The sequence below is a fragment of the Bradyrhizobium sp. 521_C7_N1_3 genome (genome assembly GCF_052075975.1).
Taxonomy (GTDB): Bacteria; Pseudomonadota; Alphaproteobacteria; order Rhizobiales; family Xanthobacteraceae; genus Bradyrhizobium; species Bradyrhizobium japonicum.
Map to the genome: position 1 here is coordinate 6,926,033 of NZ_CP197232.1, position 16,382 is coordinate 6,942,414.

Below are 16,382 nucleotides of genomic sequence, written 5' to 3' on the forward strand. Positions count from 1 at the left end.
CGGCGAGGAAACAGGACGGCGCAGAGCGCCGGTCCGCCCCGGGGGAAGGAACGCAAGGCCAGGCCTTTCACCAGACAAGCGATTTTGACGACACCGGCGCAGCAAAGCCTGCGCGCCGCAACGACCACGTGCGCCGACAAAGGCGCCGAACGAGACCATCAGGGAGGACCAACGATGTCGGGCAAGAACCACACGCTTTCACGCCGCAACTTCATGGTGGCGGCTGCGGCCGTTCCACTGGTCGCGATCCGCACCCGGCCGGCGCAGGCCGCGGAGTTCGAATACAAGCTCGCCACCGGCCAGTCGCTGACCCAGCCGATCAACACCCGCCTCGATCAGGCCGTGAAGCGGATCAAGGAAGCGAGCGGCGGCCGGCTGGAGATCAAGTTCTTTCCCGCCTCGCAGCTCGGCTCGGACACCGATCTCCTGACCCAGATCCGCAGCGGCGGCGTCGATTTCCTCAACATCGCGGGCTCCGTGCTGTCGACGGTGGCGCCGACCGCCGGCATCGCAAATGTCGGCTTCGCGTTCTCGGACTACGGCCAGGTCTGGAATGCGATGGATGGCGACCTCGGCAAGCTGATCGCAACCCAGATCGAGAAGACCGGCGCGCTGGTGGTGGCCAAGCCCGCCGACAACACGTTCCGGCAGATTTCGTCGTTCACCAGGCCGATCAAGACGCCGGCCGACCTCGCCGGCTACCGTATCCGCGTGCCGGTGTCGCCGATCTTCACCTCGTTGTTCAAGTCGCTCGGCGCCAACCCGACCTCGATCAACTTCAACGAATTGTACACGGCGCTCCAGACCCATCTCGTCGACGGCCAGGAGAACGGCCTCGTCACCATCGAGGCCGGCAAGATCTACGAGGTGCAGAAATACATCTCCGAGACCAACCACATCTGGGATCCGTTCTTCATCCTCGGCAACCGCCGCTCGGTGAAGGCGCTGCCCGACGAGTTGCAGGCGATCGTGCGGCGTGAGTTCGACCAGGCCGCGATGGAGCAGCGCGCGGACACCGCAAAGCTCAATCTGACGCTGAAGGACCAGCTGATCGCCAAGGGCATAACTTTCGAGGTCTCCGACAAGGAGGCGTTCCGCAAGGGACTGTCGGCCGCCGGCTTCTACAAGGAATGGCGCGCCAAGTTCGGCGAGGACAATTGGAAGACGCTGGAGGCCGCGGCCGGAGCATTGGCATGAGCGCCGTGGTCGGCATGCCGGAAACGGTGACGCTCGGCGAAGCACAGCCGTTGCGCGGACGCTGGCTCGAGCAGTCGCTGCGCTGGCTGGTCGAGATCCCGGCTGCGATCGCCGTCGTTGCCGAAGTCGTCATCCTGTTCGCCGGCATCGTCGCGCGTGGAATCTTTCACCGGCCGATCATCTGGTCGGACGAGTTGGCGTCGATCCTGTTCCTGTGGCTGGCGATGCTCGGCAGCGCGATCGCCGTGCAGCGCTCGGCGCATATGCGTCTGACGTTCTTCACGTCGTATCTGTCACCGCGCGCCGAGGCGTGGGCCTCGACGCTCGCCGCCGGCGGGGTTGCGCTGTTCCTCGCGATCATCCTGCATCCGGCGCTCGATTATGTGGAAGACCAGGCCTTCGTGGAAACGCCGGCGCTCGGCTGGTCCGGCATGGTTCGCGCGGCCGCGATTCCCGTCGGCTGCATCATCGCGCTCGCCAGCATCTGCCTCACGCTCGTCAAGCGGTCGGCAAAGGACCTGCTTGCCGTCGCCGTCCTGTTTGCGGCGATTGCCGGCGTGCTCTATCTCGCAGGTCCCTCGCTGAAATCGCTCGGCAACTGGAATCTGCTGTTCTTCTTCGTCGGCCTGCTCGGCTGTGCCGTGATGGCGGGTGTGCCGATCGCGTTTTCGTTTTGTCTGGCGACCGTCGCTTTCCTGCTGACCACGACACGGACGCCGCTGCTGGTCGTGGTCGGGCGGATCGACGAGGGCATGAGCTCGCTGATCCTGCTCGCGGTGCCGCTGTTCGTGCTGCTCGGACAATTGGTCGAGCAGACCGGCATGGCGCGCGTCATGGTCGCGTTCCTCGCGTCCGTGCTCGGCCATGTCCGGGGCGGGCTGTCCTACGTGATGCTCGGCGCCATGTTGCTGGTCTCGGGCATTTCCGGCTCCAAGACTGCCGACATGGCGGCGATCGCGCCGGTGCTGTTCCCCGAAATGCGCAAGCGTGGCATGAAGGATGGCGAGCTGGTGTCCCTGCTCGCGGCATCTGGTGCGATGAGCGAGACCATTCCGCCCTCGATCGTGCTGATCGCGATCGCCTCCGTCACCGGCGTGTCGATCGCGGCCCTGTTCACCGCGGGCATCCTGCCGGGGATCGTGCTGGCGATCGTGCTCGCCTTCGTCGCGCGCTACCGGGCGGGCGCGGAGGAAAACGCCGCGCTCAAGATCGCGCGAGCGCCGATGTCGGTGGTGGCGAAGACGTTGTGGGTCGCCTTGCCGGCGCTGACGCTGCCGTTCCTGATCCGCAGCGCGGTGGTCGAGGGTTACGCGACGGCCACCGAAGTCTCGACCATCGGCATCGCCTATTGCCTCGTGCTCGGCCTGATCATCTATCGCGGCAGCCTGGTCTGGAAGAATGTGCTGCCGATGCTGGTGCAGACCGCCTCGCTGTCCGGCTCGATCCTGTTCATCGTGGGCGCTGCGAGCGCTATGGCCTGGGCGCTGGCGCAATCCGGCTTCTCACATGATCTGGCGGCGCGCATGGCCGGCGTGCCGGGCGGCGCCTACGGCTTCCTGCTGATCTCGGTGGTCGCCTTCATCGTGCTCGGCAGCGTGCTGGAAGGCATTCCGGCGATCGTGCTGTTTGGTCCACTGCTGTTTCCGGTGGCAGCCCAGTTCGGCATCAACGAGGTGCACTATGCGATGGTCGTGATCCTCGCCATGGGCCTCGGCCTGTTCGCGCCGCCGTTTGGCCTCTGCTACTACGCCGCCTGCAGCATCGGCGGCGTGTCGCCGGATGCCGGCATGCGCCGGATCTGGATCTATCTCGCCTGGTTGTTCCTGGGCCTCTTGCTGATCACCTTCTTGCCCTGGATATCGCTGGTGTTTCTATGAGATTCCCGACCTGAAGCCATTCCGCCTGGCATGCCCCTTCAGGTCGAAATCTGCTTCTCGGCGATCGAGAGCCACTCGGCCTGCGCCGCGCGCAGATATTTCGGCGCGCGCCGCATCTGGATCAGGAGCTCGTTGAAGACCACGCGTGCCTCGGCAGTGCGGCCGACCATCTGCAGCAGCATGCCGTAGCGCACCCGCGCCTCGGCGCCGGGGAAATAGCCGGCGACTGCGTGATATTCCTCCAGCGCCTCGTCGAGCCGGCCGACCTCGGCGAGCGCGCGGGCGTAGAGCAGATGCGCATCGGCGGAATCGAAATCCGGCCATTGCTTCTGAAGATCGTCCAGCGTCGCCAGCGCATCGGCCGGACGCTTGGCGGAGAATTCGGCTTGCGCCTTGCCGAAGGTGTAGGCGGGATCGTGGCCCATCGGCAGCGCCAAAATATGATCGTAATGCTGCTCGGCTTCACCGTAGCGCCCGATCTTCGCGCACTCCTCGGCCAGCGCCGCACGATTGGCGATGGTATCGGTGACAACCAGCCGGTCGGACAGCTCGCGGTAGCGCTTCTCCGGATCGAGCCGATTGGCGACGCGTTGACGCGCCTGCCGCGCGCCGGGGCTGGAAAACCATTCCGGGATGAGCTCGACCGCGATATAGGCGAGCGCGCCCATCATCGGCACCAGCAGGATGATGAAAGCCCAGGGCCGCAATCGCCCGGTTCGCGACGCGTGATAGATCAGCGTGATATCGAGCAGCAGAACGACAAAAGCGACGGGCATGTGACATCCGGGAGCACAACGACAGCGCACGCTTCCTGATATCGCAACTCGCGCGGCGAAACAACTTTGAGTTGCGTCTACCCGCGCGGAAATCAGCGACCCCGGAGGCGCGCCTTGATGGCGACGAGGAGTCAGTCGTCTCAAACGCGATTGAGGTTCATGAGACAGCAAGCCCAAAACCGCTATGACTTGGGCGGCTATGACTTGGGCGGCCGCTACTTGGCGTCTACTTGGCGTCGTCCGCGAGCATCTTCCGGTACTTCTCGACGTCGCGCGTCACGAGCTTCTGGAGCACCTCGGGCGTATGCTCGTCGGGATCGGGCGCAACGGTCGACAGATCGGCAAAACGCTTCTTCACCGCGTCGGTTTCCACGGCGGCGCGCGCGGCTGCATTCAGCTTGGCGATGACGGCCTGCGGCGTGCCCTTGGGTGCGAACAGGCCATTCCAGCCCTGCGCCTCGAAGTCCGGCAGGCCTGCCTCGGCAGACGTCGGCAGATCGGGCAGCGTGGCCAGCCGCACGGTCGAGCCGACCACGAGCCCCCGCACCAGCTTCTCGTTGATCGACTGCGAGACGGAGGCGGCGGCATCGCAGACACCGTCGATCTGGCTGCCGACCGCGTCGGTGAGCGCAGGCGCCGCGCCGCGATAGCCGACCAGCGTCGCATCGATGCCGGCGGCCGTCACGAAGCTCTTGCAAATGAGGTAATTCGACGAGCCGACACCGGCGTGGCCGAGATTGATCTTGCCCGGGTTCGCCTTGGCGTAGGCGATGAACTCTTTCAGGTCCTTCGCCGGGAAATCCTTGCGCAGCGCGATGATGCCGAATGTCTTCGCGACCATGGCGATCGGTACGAAGGATTCAGGCGTGAACGGCAGCTTTGGATAGATCGTATAGGTCGCGGCATTGGTGCCGGCATTGCCGATCGCGATGGTGTAGCCGTCAGGCTCGGCGCGGGAAGCGCGCGCCAGCGCGGTCGAGCCGCCGGCGCCGGCGACGTTCTCGATCACGATGGTCTGGCCGAGCGCGATGCCCATCTGCTCGGCGACCGTGCGCGCGATCACGTCCGACGTGCCGCCGGCCGCGAACGGCACGATCATCGTGATCGGGCGCTTGGGGAAATCCTGCGCGAAGGCGGCGGTCGCGAGCGAAAATGTCGCGAGCGACAGCGCCGCGATCGCGGCGAGAGCCCGCTTCCCCACCGACGAGATCACGCGGCCTTTTCCAGATGGGCAGTGAGGCCGGCGAACAGGCCGCGGCCATCGGTGCAGCCCATGATGTCTTCGACGTGGTTCTCCGGGTGCGGCATCATGCCGAGCACGTTGCCCCTGTCGTTGACGATTCCGGCGATGGATTGCGCCGCGCCATTGATGTTATGGGCCTCGTCGACCACGCCGTCGGCGGAGCAATAGCGATAGAGCACCCGCCCCTCGCCTTCGAGCCGCTTGATGGTCTCTTCATCCGCTTCGTAATTGCCTTCGCCATGCGCCACAGGCACGCGGATCACCTGGCCGGCATTGTAGCCGCGGGTGAACGGCGTGTCGGAACGCTCGACGCGCAGATGCACGTCCTTGCAGATGAATTTCAGCCGCGCGTTGCGCATCAGGACGCCCGGCAGCAGGCCGGATTCGCAGAGGATCTGAAAACCATTGCAGACGCCGAGCACGAGACCGCCCTTGGCCGCATAGTCGCGCACCGCGTCCATCACCGGCGACCGCGCCGCAATCGCGCCGCAGCGCAGATAGTCGCCGTAGGAGAAGCCGCCGGGCACCACGACGAGGTCGGTGCCCGCGGGCAGCGACGTCTCGGCGTGCCAGACCATCGCGGGCTCGCTGCCGGAGATCAGCCTCAATGCGCGCGCCATGTCGCGCTCGCGGTTGATTCCGGGAAAGACGAGGATGGCGGCTTTCATGGTTCGGGCTCCGACGGTGATGGGAATCGGGCTGGCCAGAGAGGGCCAAAATCGTGAAGAGACATAGCCATTTGACGGGGATTTTACCAGTGCTAGCCTCGCCGGGCGGCCTTGTACACAGGCCATAGCCACGGCACTTTTGCCTGACGATCTTGCCCGGGATTGAAGCCATGAACGTCCCGTCGCTGCCCGTCTCCTCCTCCGAACCGGTGTCCACTCAGGGCGTCATCGCTGCCGGCGCCTATGTCGACGGCCGGCGCGTCGCCAATATCGCCATCAGCGAGGCTTCGAGCTGGCGGGCCAAGCCCGGCCACGTGGTATGGATCGGGCTGCACGAACCTGACATGGCGCTGCTCGGCGCCGTGCAGAAGCAGTTCGACCTGCACGACCTTGCCATCGAGGACGCCAACAACGCCCATCAGCGGCCGAAGATCGAGCAATATGGCGAGGCCCTGTTCATCGTGGCGCGGACGGCGCAACTGATCGAGGGCCGGATCGCCTTCGGCGAGACGCACATCTTCGTCGGCGAAGGCTATCTGGTCTCGGTGCGCCATGGCGCCTCGACATCCTACACGCCGGTGCGCGAACGCTGTGAAAGCTGCCCACGGGCGCTGGCGCGCGGCGAGGACTACATCCTCTACGCCATCCTCGATTTCATCGTCGATAACTACTCGCCCGTGCTGGAGAGCATCCACGAGGAGGTCGAAGGCATCGAGGACAACGTGCTCTCCAAGCCGATCAGCAAGGCGCAGATCGAGCGGCTCTACATGCTGCGCCGCGACCTGTTGCGGCTCAGGACCGCGATCGGCCCGCTGGTGGAAGTCTGCCGCCGCCTCGAGCATGACGAGCTTGCGATGGTGCGCGCGACGATGCAGCCGCTGTTCCGCGACGTCACGGACCACGTCCGGAACATCCAGGAGCGCATCGATTCCATGCGCGAGGTGCTGGCCTTCGCCTTCGAAGCGAGCCTGCTGGTCGGACAGGCGCAGGAGACGGCGGTCTCCAAGACGCTCGCCTCGTGGCTAGCCATCATCGCCATCCCGACCGCGCTTGCGGGCATCTACGGCATGAACTTCAAGCACATGCCGGAGCTGGATTGGGAGTACGGCTATTACGTGCTGCTCGGCGTGATGCTCGCCTCATGCGCCGCGCTCTACTGGCGCTTCCGCCGCGTCGGATGGCTGTGAAGCGCCGCGCGGGCTAGACGATCTCCACCCGATAATTCTCGATCACGGTGTTCGCCAGCAGCTTGTCGGCCGCCTCCTTCAGCGCGGCTTCGGCCTTGGCCTTGTCGGCGACGGCGAGCTCGATGTCGAACACCTTGCCCTGGCGCACGCTGGCGACGCCGTCGACGCCGAGCGACTTCAGCGCGCCTTCGATGGCCTTGCCCTGCGGATCGAGGATGCCCGTCTTCAGGGTAACGGTAACACGTGCCTTCACGTCAAATCCCTCTTAGCTCTTCACCAGCACCGGGCCAGTGCCCTGCGGACGCTCGTTCTCCATCAGGATGCCGAGGCGTTTTGCGACTTCGGTGTAGGCCTCGAGCAGGCCGCCGAGATCCCTGCGGAAACGGTCCTTGTCGAGCTTCTCGTTCGACTTGATGTCCCACAGACGGCAGCTATCCGGCGAGATCTCGTCGGCGACGATGATCCGCATCATCTCGTTCTCGAACAGCCGGCCGCACTCCATCTTGAAGTCGACGAGGCGGATGCCGATGCCGAGGAAGAGGCCGGTGAGGAAATCGTTGACACGGATGGCGAGCGCCATGATGTCGTCAATCTCCTGCGGCGTGGCCCAGCCGAAGGCGGTGATGTGCTCTTCCGACACCATGGGATCGTTGAGCTGGTCGTTCTTGTAGTAGAATTCGATGATCGACCGGGGCAGCTGCGTGCCCTCCTCGATGCCGAGGCGCTGCGACAGCGAGCCGGCGGCAACGTTCCGCACCACCACTTCCAGCGGCACGATCTCGACCTCGCGAATCAATTGTTCGCGCATGTTGAGGCGGCGGATGAAATGGGTCGGCACCCCGATGTCGTTGAGGTGCTGAAACAGGTACTCCGAGATCCGGTTGTTGAGGACACCCTTGCCCTCGATCACCTGATGCTTTTTCGCATTGAACGCGGTGGCGTCATCCTTGAAGTGCTGGATCAGGGTACCGGGCTCGGGGCCTTCGTAAAGAACCTTTGCCTTGCCTTCATAAATACGACGCCGACGGCTCATGGGGATGTACCGTGTTTTGTTGAAATCCATGTATTTGGTGTGCTCCGGTTACTAGGTTACGACCCACAGCGGAGCTGCCGTGAACGGCTGGGAACCCGTCTATAACCCCTTGGAAACAGAACGGGAACCAAGCCTGCAGGCAACCTATCCGATTGGCTGTCCCAGCACAATCGATCCGGCCGTCCGGCATCAACTTATACCGTCTTGCCTGCGGCTTAACGGCTCGTTGTTTTGCCGATTCATGCCCCCTATCTAGGCATGCGCCGGGGCCGTCGCAACGACGGCCGCCGGATCCAGTCAGCAGGGAATTGGAAAAGGCATGAGCAGTTTGGACAAGCGCGAGGAAGGCTTCGAGAAGAAGTTCGCCCTCGACGAGGAGCAGAAATTCAAGGCGGAAGCCCGCCGCAACCGGCTGCTCGGCCTTTGGGCCGCCGAGAAGCTCGGCATCACCGGCGAGGCCGCCACCGCCTACGCCAAGGAAGTGGTCGCGGCCGATTTCGAGGAGGCCGGCGACGCCGACGTCCTGCGCAAGGTCATGGCCGATTTCGCCGCCAAGAACGTCGCCATCACCGAGCAGGCGATTCGCGCCAAGATGAGCGAATTGATCGCCGTGGCGGCGGCCGAGGTGAAGGCGGGAAAATAAGCCCCCCAACACCGTCGTTCCCGGGCGGTCCGCAGGACCGAACTCTGGTGCGCAGTTGCGCACCAGAGAATCTCAAGATTCCGGATCGCCGCTAACGCGGCGTCCGGAACGACGGTGAGCTTGATCACCCCTCCTTGAAGCCGTATTCCGGCACATTGCCGCTAGCGCCGTAATATTTGTACGGCAGAAACTTGCCGCTCATGGTGATCTTGACGCGGTCGCCCTTCGGGTTGGCGACGCGCTCCATTGCCATGTCGAAGTCGATCGCCGACATGATGCCGTCGCCGAATTCCTCCTCGATCAGCGCCTTCCACGCCGGGCCGTTGACCATCACCATCTCGTAGAAGCGATAGATCAGCGGATCGGTCGGCGGCATCGGCGTGCCGGTGCCGCGCATCGGCACCTCGTTGAGCATCGCGGTCTCGGCCTTCGACAGGCCGAACAGCTCGCCGGCATTGGCGGCCTGCGGTTTCGTCAGCTTCATCTGGCCGAGGATCGCACCGACGATCAGCACCTCGGAATAGCCGCCGACCTTGTCGCAGATGTGTTTCCAGCTCCAGCCGTTCTCGCGCTTGATGTCGAGCAGCTTTTCGGTGAGGTCTTCGCGTTTCATGTCAGGGTCTCCCTTGGCCAGGCATCGTGTCACGTCGTTTGTGCCGCTTTGGGAGGCACGAAACGTGCCAATAAATGAGGCTTGAGGCGTCACCGCCTCGACCTTCCCTCACGCGGTAAAGCCTCCGTGAACCGCTTGATCGCCTCGAGCACCGGCTGCTGGTCGCCGGCAAAGAACCAATGGTCATTGCCGTCGAGCTCGACGAATTCCGCACCGGTGATCCGGCTCGCGATGTCGCGCCCGGCCGCGATCCGCACGGCCTTGTCGTCCCGCCGATGCAGCACCAGCGTCGGCACGGCAATTTGCGCCAGTAGGTGTCGCACGTCGGCGTCGCGAAAGGCCTCGAGCACGGCGGAGATTCCGCCGGGACTGGACGCCGCGCGCAACAGCCCCGCCCACCAGGCGCGCGCTTGAGGATCATTGGCAAGGCTCGGCGCGAAGGCTTCGATCCCGACCGGGCCGCCCCATTGCGCAATCAGGTGCTTGCTCCAGGCGTCATACTGGCTGGCGCGCAGCGCGTGCGGATAGTCCTCCGACCAGCAGCCCTTGGCCAGTGCGCCGAACAGGATGAGCCCGGCCACATGGCGGGATTCCTCGACCGCAAATTTGATGCAGGCCGGCCCGCACTCGGATGCGCCAAACAGCACGACGCGGCGCGAGTCCGCCGCCCGTAGCACCGTGCCGATATCTTCCGCGGTGACATCGATGCCAGGGGCCGATCCGACCCGGTCGGACAGGCCGATGCCGCGGCGATCGAAAACGATCAGCCGCCCGAGCCTCATCAACGAGGCCAGGAACGTCCGGCTCGCCGGATGCTCCCAGACGCGCTCCACATGCGAGACGAAGCCGGGCATGACCAGGATGTCGAGCGAACCACTGCCATAGGTCTGATACGCCAGATGCACGCCGGCGCCCTTCACATAGCGTGTCGCTGGAAGAGCATCGCGCAGCGGCGCGGCCGCACGGCTCATGAGCGCTTCGGTCTCGGCTTCCGGCGCGACGCCAAGCTCGTCACGCAGCCGCTGCGCCAGTGCAGCATGATGCCGTTCGGCCGCGCTTCGGTCGCCCGCCAGCAGCAGGCTGCGGATCAGGTGCCGGCCATACACCTCGCTGAGCGGATCGAGCTCGACCAGGCGCCCCGCATGCACTGTCGCGGCGAGATGATGGCCGGCAGCATTCCTGTCCTGCACCAGACGCTCGAGCGCCTGCACAAGCCGTCCCCGCAACGCCTCGCGGCGAAAGAACGCCCAATCGTCGAACCCAGGACAGTCGTCCGGGGAGAAGCCCGCCAGGAAGTCACCGCGATAGATCCGGCAGGCCTCTTCAAACGCACCGCGATCGCAGGCGCGCTCGAACTGATGCGAGTCGATCTTGAGCTCGACCTCCGGAGACCAACGCAAGCTCGTGCGGTCGGTCTCGAAAACCGCCTGGCCAAGCGCGAGCTCAACGCGGTGAAGCAGACGCCGCAATCGTGCAAGGCCGGTCTCGCGGGGAGTCTCGGGCCATAGCAGCGTGGCGATGACGTCGCGCGCGACGGGGCCTTTGGCTTCCGCGAGATAGACCAGCAGCGCAAGCCCCTTGCGTAAGGCCAGCTTGATCGGGCGGCCGTCGGCATGGACCTCGGGGAACCCGAACGTCCCCAGCGAAAAGGCCGTCATGGAGATCCTCCCTCCCCCGTCGGCGCCCCCGGGGGACGCGCAGGGGACGGTCCAGCGATAGCATTCAGGCCAGATCGAGCCCGCTCTCCAACGATGAGCTCAGGCTCCTGAATGCGGCACCGCCGCCATCGGCACAATAGGAAAAACCATGTTCGCCCGCCTCGCAATCCTGCTCTACGCCATCATGAGCTACGCCGTCTTCACGGCTTCATTCCTCTACGCGCTCGGTTTCGTCGGCAATTATGTCGTGCCCAAGTCAATCGACAAGTCGATCGACGTCGGCGCCCCCGCGAATTTGAGCGAGGCCATCGTCGTCAACCTGCTGCTGATGAGCCTGTTTGCCATCCAGCACAGCGTCATGGCGCGCCCGGCCTTCAAGCGATGGTTGGCCAAATTTCTTCCCGTGGCCTGCCAGCGCAGCACCTATGTGCTGCTCTCCAGCCTGATCCTCCTGCTGCTGTTCTGGCAGTGGCGTCCGATCCCGGCGCCGGTCTGGCAGGCCAGCGGCATTACGGCGTGGCTCCTGACCGGCGTGCACTGGCTCGGCTGGCTGATCGCGTTCGCCTCGACCTGCATGATCGATCATTTCGATCTGTTCGGCCTGCGCCAGGCTCTCGTCACGTTGCGCGGAGCCGAGATATCAGGTCAATCCTTCCGGACGCCGCTGCTCTACAAGATCGTGCGGCATCCGCTCATGCTGGGCTTTCTGCTCGCGTTCTGGGCGACGCCCGAGATGACCGCCGGCCATCTGCTGTTCGCGATCGCGAACACGGCCTACATCCTGGTCGCCCTGCAGTTCGAAGAGCGGGACCTGATCGCCGAGTTCGGCACGACCTATCAGGACTACCGCCGGCGCGTTCCCATGCTGTTGCCGCGTCTTTTTGGAGCGCCCCGATGAAAGCGGTTCTGTGCAATTCGTTCACTGGCCCTGCGGATCTGCGCCTCGGTAAGATCGCTACGCCGCGGCCTGCCGGCGACGAGATCCTCATCGAGGTCCATGCGGCGTCCGTGAGCTTCATGGACCAGTTGCTGGTCTCGGGCCTCTATCAGATGCGGCCGCCGACGCCATTCGTGCCCGGCACGGAAGCTTCCGGCGTCGTCGTCGCGATCGGCGACAACGTCACGACGTTCGCCCCCGGCGATCGCGTGGCATGCAGTGCCTGGACCGGCGGCTACGCCGAACGGATGATCGCGAAGGAATCAAAGAGCGTGCGGCTGCCTGATGGTGTCGCGTTCGAAGCCGGGGCGACAGTGCTGCACAATTACGGCACGGCCTATTATGCGCTGGTCGAGCGGGCACGGGCGCAACGCGGGGAAACGCTGTTCGTCACCGGCGCAGCCGGCGGGGTTGGCCTTGCCGCCGTCGATCTCGGCCGCCATCTCGGCCTGCGCGTCGTCGCCGGTGTCGGCTCCGACGACAAGGCCGATCTGGTGCGCGGTTACGGCGCCAGCGAGGTCATCAACTATCGCAGCGAGGACCTGCGCGACCGGATCAAGTCGATCACATCGGGAGACGGCATCGATATCGGCTTCGACAATGTCGGCGGCGCGATTTTCGAGCAGATGGCCCGATCGATGAAGTGGGGCGGACGGCTGATGCCGATCGGCTTCACCGGCGGCGAGATTCCACAGATCCCGATGAACCTGCCCCTCTTGAAAAATTACGCCATCATCGGGGTCTTTGTCGGCGCCTGGGCGGAGAAATTCTCCGCGGAGGCCGCGCGCATGAATGATACGCTGATGCAATTGCTGGCCGACGGAAAGATCCGCCCGCACATCGACCGCGTCCTCCCTTTGGAGGAGGCCGGCGACGCCATGCGCGCCATAGCCAACCGCACGGTTCAGGGACGAATTGTCCTCAAGATCAGGTAGACTGCGCCCGACGAGGAAGAGAGGACAGAACCGATGACCAAGATCATCATCGACAAGCGCTTTTGCGGTCCTCCGAACTCCGGGAACGGCGGCTATGTCTGCGGCCGGCTGGCCCGCCACATTTCCGGCAGCGCCGAGGTGACGCTGCGCGCACCGCCTCCCCTCGACAAATCCCTCGATGCGGCCGCGACGGCCGACGGCACATGGGAGCTTCGCGACGGCGCCAAGGTCGTTGCGACAGGGCAAGCGGCGAATGTCGAGCTCGCGCAGCTCGAGACAGCCAGCTTGCAGGAAGCACGCGCCGCCGAACTGCTGACGCTGTTCGAGCCGCACGAGCATCCGCTGCCGAACTGTTTCGTCTGCGGTCCCGCGCGTGCGCAAGGCGACGGCCTGCGCATCTTCACCGGGCCGCTCAAACGTCGTGCGCAGAACGCCGTTCTCGCGGCGACCTGGACGCCCGATCCAAACTTGGCCGCCGAGGATGGCCGCGTCGCGCCGGAATTTCTCTGGTCGGCACTCGATTGTCCCACCGGCTTTGCCTGCAATTGCAATCAGCAGAGCGGCACCTACGACAAGACGCCGCTCCTGCTGGGACGGATGTCCGCCCGGATCGAGGCCCGCCCGCGCCCTGGTGAGCCCTGCATCATCACGGCCTGGCCGACCGGCCGCGACGGCCGCAAGCGGACAGCCGACGCCGCGCTCCATGATGAAGGCGGCAGGTTGCTGGCCGTGGCGAAGACGACCTGGATTGCGGTCGACCGCGACGTGCTGCTTGGGCGCGGGTAAGATGTGCGCAGGGAGGATTAGCCCGCCGCTTATGGCGGGCACGCTTCCGCCTTCGCTCTTCGAGCTGCGGCGAAGCCGCTGCACTCGACGCAGCCCGGGTCCACCCCACGCCACACCTGCACCAACCCGCACTTTCCTGCACGGCCACAGCCCCGGCAGCGCCCATTTACCTTGCGTCAAGCACGGCCGACACAATCGGCTTCTCCCTTAAAAGGCTATTAGGAGCGGTCATCGTTGTTGGCGCCCGGAATACGGGGACGCTCTGCAATGCAATCGGACGAGGGACTCTACAGCGCGCCACGCTGGCGCCTGACACGCTGGCTCGCCGAGCCGGGGCTAGGTGTTCCCGACGACATCCGCGCTGCGCTCATTGTCCAGCTCTATGGATCGCTGCCGGTTTTTGCTGCCGGCGCCGTCAACACCATTGCCGTCGCCGCCGTGATCGCTGGCCGCAAGCAGACTGCACCATTCATTGTCTGGCTGGTCATGGAGATCGCGATCTGCCTGGCCCGCCTCGCCGTGCTCGTCAGCGCGCATCGCAGGGCACGTGCCCACCGCCCGACGCCGACCGACCTTCATCTCCTGCTCGCGGTCGCCTGGAGCGCCAGCGTCGGATTTGGCGTCGTTGCCAGCCTGGCCAGCGGTGACTGGGTCGTCGCCATGCTGGCCTCGCTCTCGGCGGCGGCGATGGTCGGCGGCATCTGCTTCCGCAATTTCGGCGCGCCGCGGCTGGCCGGGACCATGATCCTGCTGAGCCTCGGTCCCATCATCCCCGGTGCTGCGTTCGCCGGCGAGCCGCTGTTCTACATCGTCTACCTCCAGGTGCCGATGTATCTGGCCGCGATGACGGCCGCCGCCTTCCGCCTCAATCGGATGCTGATCACCACCATGCGCGCCGAACGCGAGAACAGCCATCGCGCGCATCATGATGCACTCACGGGGCTGCTCAATCGCGCGGGCTTCGTCGAGGCACTCAGCGCCAGACTTAGAGCCCACGCCGAACGACGGTTCGCTGTGATGTTCTTCGATCTCGACGACTTCAAACCGATCAACGACACGTTCGGACATGCGGCGGGCGACGAGGTGCTGAAAGCGGTGGCCGGGCGCGTGCGCCGGGCGCTGCCGGACGGCGCGGTGGTCGCCCGGATGGGCGGCGACGAGTTCGTCGTGCTCGTCGACGGCGTCACGGCCGAAATGGCCCAGGAGGCAGGATACCGCCTCATCAGCGAGGTTGCCGTCTCCTATGAGCTCGGCGGCGAGGTGCGCGCCGGTGTCGGCGCCAGCGTCGGCATTGCGATGTCGCCGGATCATGGCGCCGAAGTCGAGGAATTGCTCGCGGTCGCCGATGCAGCACTTTACGAGGCGAAGTCAGGCGGCAAATCGCGTTGCTGCCTGGCCTCCGTCGAGACCAACCTCGGCGCGATACGTCGCCTCCAGCAGAGCGGTCCGAAAGCCCTGGTCGCAAGCGCCGCCTGACGCAGTACGACTACACGCTCTGCTCGATCATCCCCTGCAGCCGCACCAGCTCCGCCTCGAGATCGCGCTCCACATCCGCCGCCCGGATCTCCAGCACGCGATAGTCGCGCGCCTCGAGCCACGTCCGCCGGCCCGCACGATCGGCGGCGATGGTCTCGCCCTCGCCCGGGTTGACCAGCTCGATCGCGATCCGGTGCGGGAACGAGACGAAATCGGGAATGTGCCGGCCGACCGGGGTCTGGCGTTTGAACCCTCCTGCGAAGCGGCGATCACGCGTGAGGGCCTGCCAGAGCAGGCGCTCGGCGTCGGTGGGGTTGCGGCGGAGCAGGCGCGCGAGCCCGCGCACCGTCGAGCCGCTGTCGGGCACGCCGCCGCCCTGGCCGTGTTCGGCCAGCAGCGCGCGCAGGCGCGTGGCCTGCTCGCCGTCGAGCACGCCGCCCTTGGCCGGGCCCTTGCGCCCTTCCGCGATCGCCATCACCACCCCGTGCAGGGTGTGCATGTCCTGCTTGGTCGGCTCCATGCGGCTGAAGATGTTGCGCAGGTTGACCAGCATGGTGTCGCGTTTCTCGGCTGGGCGAAGGAATTCGACCCGGTCGAGCTCGCGGATGAGGTTGTCGAAGAAGGCCTGCATCTGGTGCTGCGAGGCGCGTTCGGAACGCTCGGGCATGCTGTGCGGCAGCTCGCCTGAGGTTGCCCGCTTGAACCATTCATAGCCAACCAGCAGCACGGCCTGGGCGAGGTTGAGCGAGGCAAAACCCGGATTGACCGGGAAGGTGATGATGCGGTTGGAGAGCCCGACCTCCTCGTTGGTCAGCCCCCAGCGCTCGCGGCCGAACAAGATGCCCGCCTTGCCGCCTGTGGCGATGTGCCCCGAGATCTCGGTCGCGGCTGCCTCGGGCCCCACCACCGGCTTGGCCTGGTCATGGGGGCGAGCCGTGGTGGCGAACAGCAGGTCGAGATCGGCGACCGCCTCGCCGACCGTGTCGAACAATTCGACCTTTTCCAGAATGTAGTCGGCACCGGCCGCGGCCCGCTGGGCGGCGATATTCGGCCAGCCGTCGCGGGGATTGACGATGCGCAATCGGCTGAGCGCAAAATTGCCCATGGCGCGCGCGGCCATGCCGATGTTTTCGCCAAGCTGCGGCTCGACCAGGATCACGATGGGACCGTCGAGGGAAAGGCCCGCCTTGCTCTTGTCAGTCCCCGACATCTCGTTTCGCTTTCACACTGGTTTGCAAGGCCTTGGGTTCTCAAGGCCTTGGCAAGGCGTTCTTCAGGAATTGATTCAAAGCCGGCCCAGGGGCCGGCTGCCCGTTCGCCTGTCGTTTGCCTGTCCTGACGAAATTCTCAAGG

At 65.2% G+C, this 16,382-nt stretch carries 16 protein-coding genes; 8 read left to right on the forward strand and 8 right to left on the reverse strand.

The window, feature by feature from the left end; translation table 11 throughout:
- Window positions 1-174 precede the first annotated feature (174 nt).
- Both AB7008_RS32775 and AB7008_RS32780 read left to right on the forward strand, forming a co-directional pair.
- Entirely contained in the window at window positions 175-1,197 is a 1,023-nt protein-coding gene (locus AB7008_RS32775; RefSeq protein WP_028158421.1) for a TRAP transporter substrate-binding protein, read from the forward strand.
- Window positions 1,194-3,074 (forward strand): TRAP transporter large permease, encoded by a 1,881-nt coding sequence (locus tag AB7008_RS32780; protein WP_441260127.1) that lies wholly within the window; start codon window positions 1,194-1,196, stop codon window positions 3,072-3,074. Before AB7008_RS32775 ends, AB7008_RS32780 begins: the two co-directional genes overlap by 4 nt.
- 38 nt (window positions 3,075-3,112) lie before the next feature.
- Here the strand turns inward: AB7008_RS32780 and AB7008_RS32785 are convergent, their stop codons facing one another.
- The 3 genes from AB7008_RS32785 to purQ form a co-directional block, all read right to left on the reverse strand.
- A complete protein-coding gene (locus AB7008_RS32785; protein ID WP_441260128.1) occupies window positions 3,113-3,850 on the reverse strand; it encodes a tetratricopeptide repeat protein in 738 nt (245 codons plus the stop codon).
- A gap of 226 nt (window positions 3,851-4,076) precedes the next feature.
- Window positions 4,077-5,063 (reverse strand): tripartite tricarboxylate transporter substrate binding protein BugD, encoded by a 987-nt coding sequence (locus tag AB7008_RS32790; protein ID WP_441260129.1) that lies wholly within the window; start codon window positions 5,061-5,063, stop codon window positions 4,077-4,079.
- Window positions 5,060-5,761, reverse strand: a complete 702-nt coding sequence (purQ, locus tag AB7008_RS32795; RefSeq protein ID WP_212453709.1) for a phosphoribosylformylglycinamidine synthase subunit PurQ — start codon at window positions 5,759-5,761, stop codon at window positions 5,060-5,062. Before purQ ends, AB7008_RS32790 begins: the two co-directional genes overlap by 4 nt.
- Before the next feature lie 170 nt (window positions 5,762-5,931).
- On the opposite strand from purQ, the gene AB7008_RS32800 reads away from it, so the two are divergent.
- Window positions 5,932-6,948: a magnesium and cobalt transport protein CorA gene (locus tag AB7008_RS32800; RefSeq protein ID WP_028158416.1), complete on the forward strand. Its 1,017-nt coding sequence runs from the start codon at window positions 5,932-5,934 to the stop codon at window positions 6,946-6,948.
- Window positions 6,949-6,961: 13 nt separating this feature from the next.
- Here AB7008_RS32800 and purS read toward each other — a convergent pair whose 3' ends face one another.
- Together purS and purC are read right to left on the reverse strand one after the other, a co-directional pair.
- On the reverse strand, window positions 6,962-7,201 hold the full coding sequence (purS, locus tag AB7008_RS32805) for a phosphoribosylformylglycinamidine synthase subunit PurS (RefSeq protein WP_304490478.1): 240 nt from the start codon (window positions 7,199-7,201) through the stop codon (window positions 6,962-6,964).
- Between the two features lie 12 nt (window positions 7,202-7,213).
- Window positions 7,214-7,981: a phosphoribosylaminoimidazolesuccinocarboxamide synthase gene (gene purC, locus AB7008_RS32810; protein WP_172782948.1), complete on the reverse strand. Its 768-nt coding sequence runs from the start codon at window positions 7,979-7,981 to the stop codon at window positions 7,214-7,216.
- Between the two features lie 319 nt (window positions 7,982-8,300).
- Between purC and AB7008_RS32815 the strand changes: the two genes are divergently transcribed.
- Entirely contained in the window at window positions 8,301-8,624 is a 324-nt protein-coding gene (locus tag AB7008_RS32815; RefSeq protein WP_014494124.1) for a DUF1476 domain-containing protein, read from the forward strand.
- Window positions 8,625-8,748: 124 nt separating this feature from the next.
- Here AB7008_RS32815 and cynS read toward each other — a convergent pair whose 3' ends face one another.
- Entirely contained in the window at window positions 8,749-9,237 is a 489-nt protein-coding gene (gene cynS, locus AB7008_RS32820) for a cyanase (protein ID WP_014494123.1), read from the reverse strand.
- A gap of 89 nt (window positions 9,238-9,326) precedes the next feature.
- On the reverse strand, window positions 9,327-10,895 hold the full coding sequence (locus tag AB7008_RS32825) for an alpha/beta fold hydrolase (RefSeq protein ID WP_441260130.1): 1,569 nt from the start codon (window positions 10,893-10,895) through the stop codon (window positions 9,327-9,329).
- 148 nt (window positions 10,896-11,043) lie between these two features.
- On the opposite strand from AB7008_RS32825, the gene mddA reads away from it, so the two are divergent.
- From mddA to AB7008_RS32845, 4 genes are all read left to right on the forward strand, one after another.
- Window positions 11,044-11,793 (forward strand): methanethiol S-methyltransferase, encoded by a 750-nt coding sequence (mddA, locus tag AB7008_RS32830; protein ID WP_248878635.1) that lies wholly within the window; start codon window positions 11,044-11,046, stop codon window positions 11,791-11,793.
- Window positions 11,790-12,767 (forward strand): NADPH:quinone oxidoreductase family protein, encoded by a 978-nt coding sequence (locus AB7008_RS32835; protein WP_441260131.1) that lies wholly within the window; start codon window positions 11,790-11,792, stop codon window positions 12,765-12,767. Before mddA ends, AB7008_RS32835 begins: the two co-directional genes overlap by 4 nt.
- 33 nt (window positions 12,768-12,800) lie before the next feature.
- Complete coding sequence (locus AB7008_RS32840; protein ID WP_304490482.1) at window positions 12,801-13,553, forward strand: hypothetical protein; 753 nt, start codon at window positions 12,801-12,803, stop codon at window positions 13,551-13,553.
- A gap of 267 nt (window positions 13,554-13,820) precedes the next feature.
- Window positions 13,821-15,029 carry a GGDEF domain-containing protein gene (locus tag AB7008_RS32845; RefSeq protein ID WP_304490483.1) on the forward strand — a complete coding sequence of 403 codons (1,209 nt, stop codon included), beginning with the start codon at window positions 13,821-13,823 and terminating at the stop codon, window positions 15,027-15,029.
- Window positions 15,030-15,039: 10 nt separating this feature from the next.
- Here the strand turns inward: AB7008_RS32845 and AB7008_RS32850 are convergent, their stop codons facing one another.
- On the reverse strand, window positions 15,040-16,239 hold the full coding sequence (locus AB7008_RS32850; RefSeq protein ID WP_028158410.1) for a TrmJ/YjtD family RNA methyltransferase: 1,200 nt from the start codon (window positions 16,237-16,239) through the stop codon (window positions 15,040-15,042).
- Window positions 16,240-16,382: the final 143 nt, after the last annotated feature.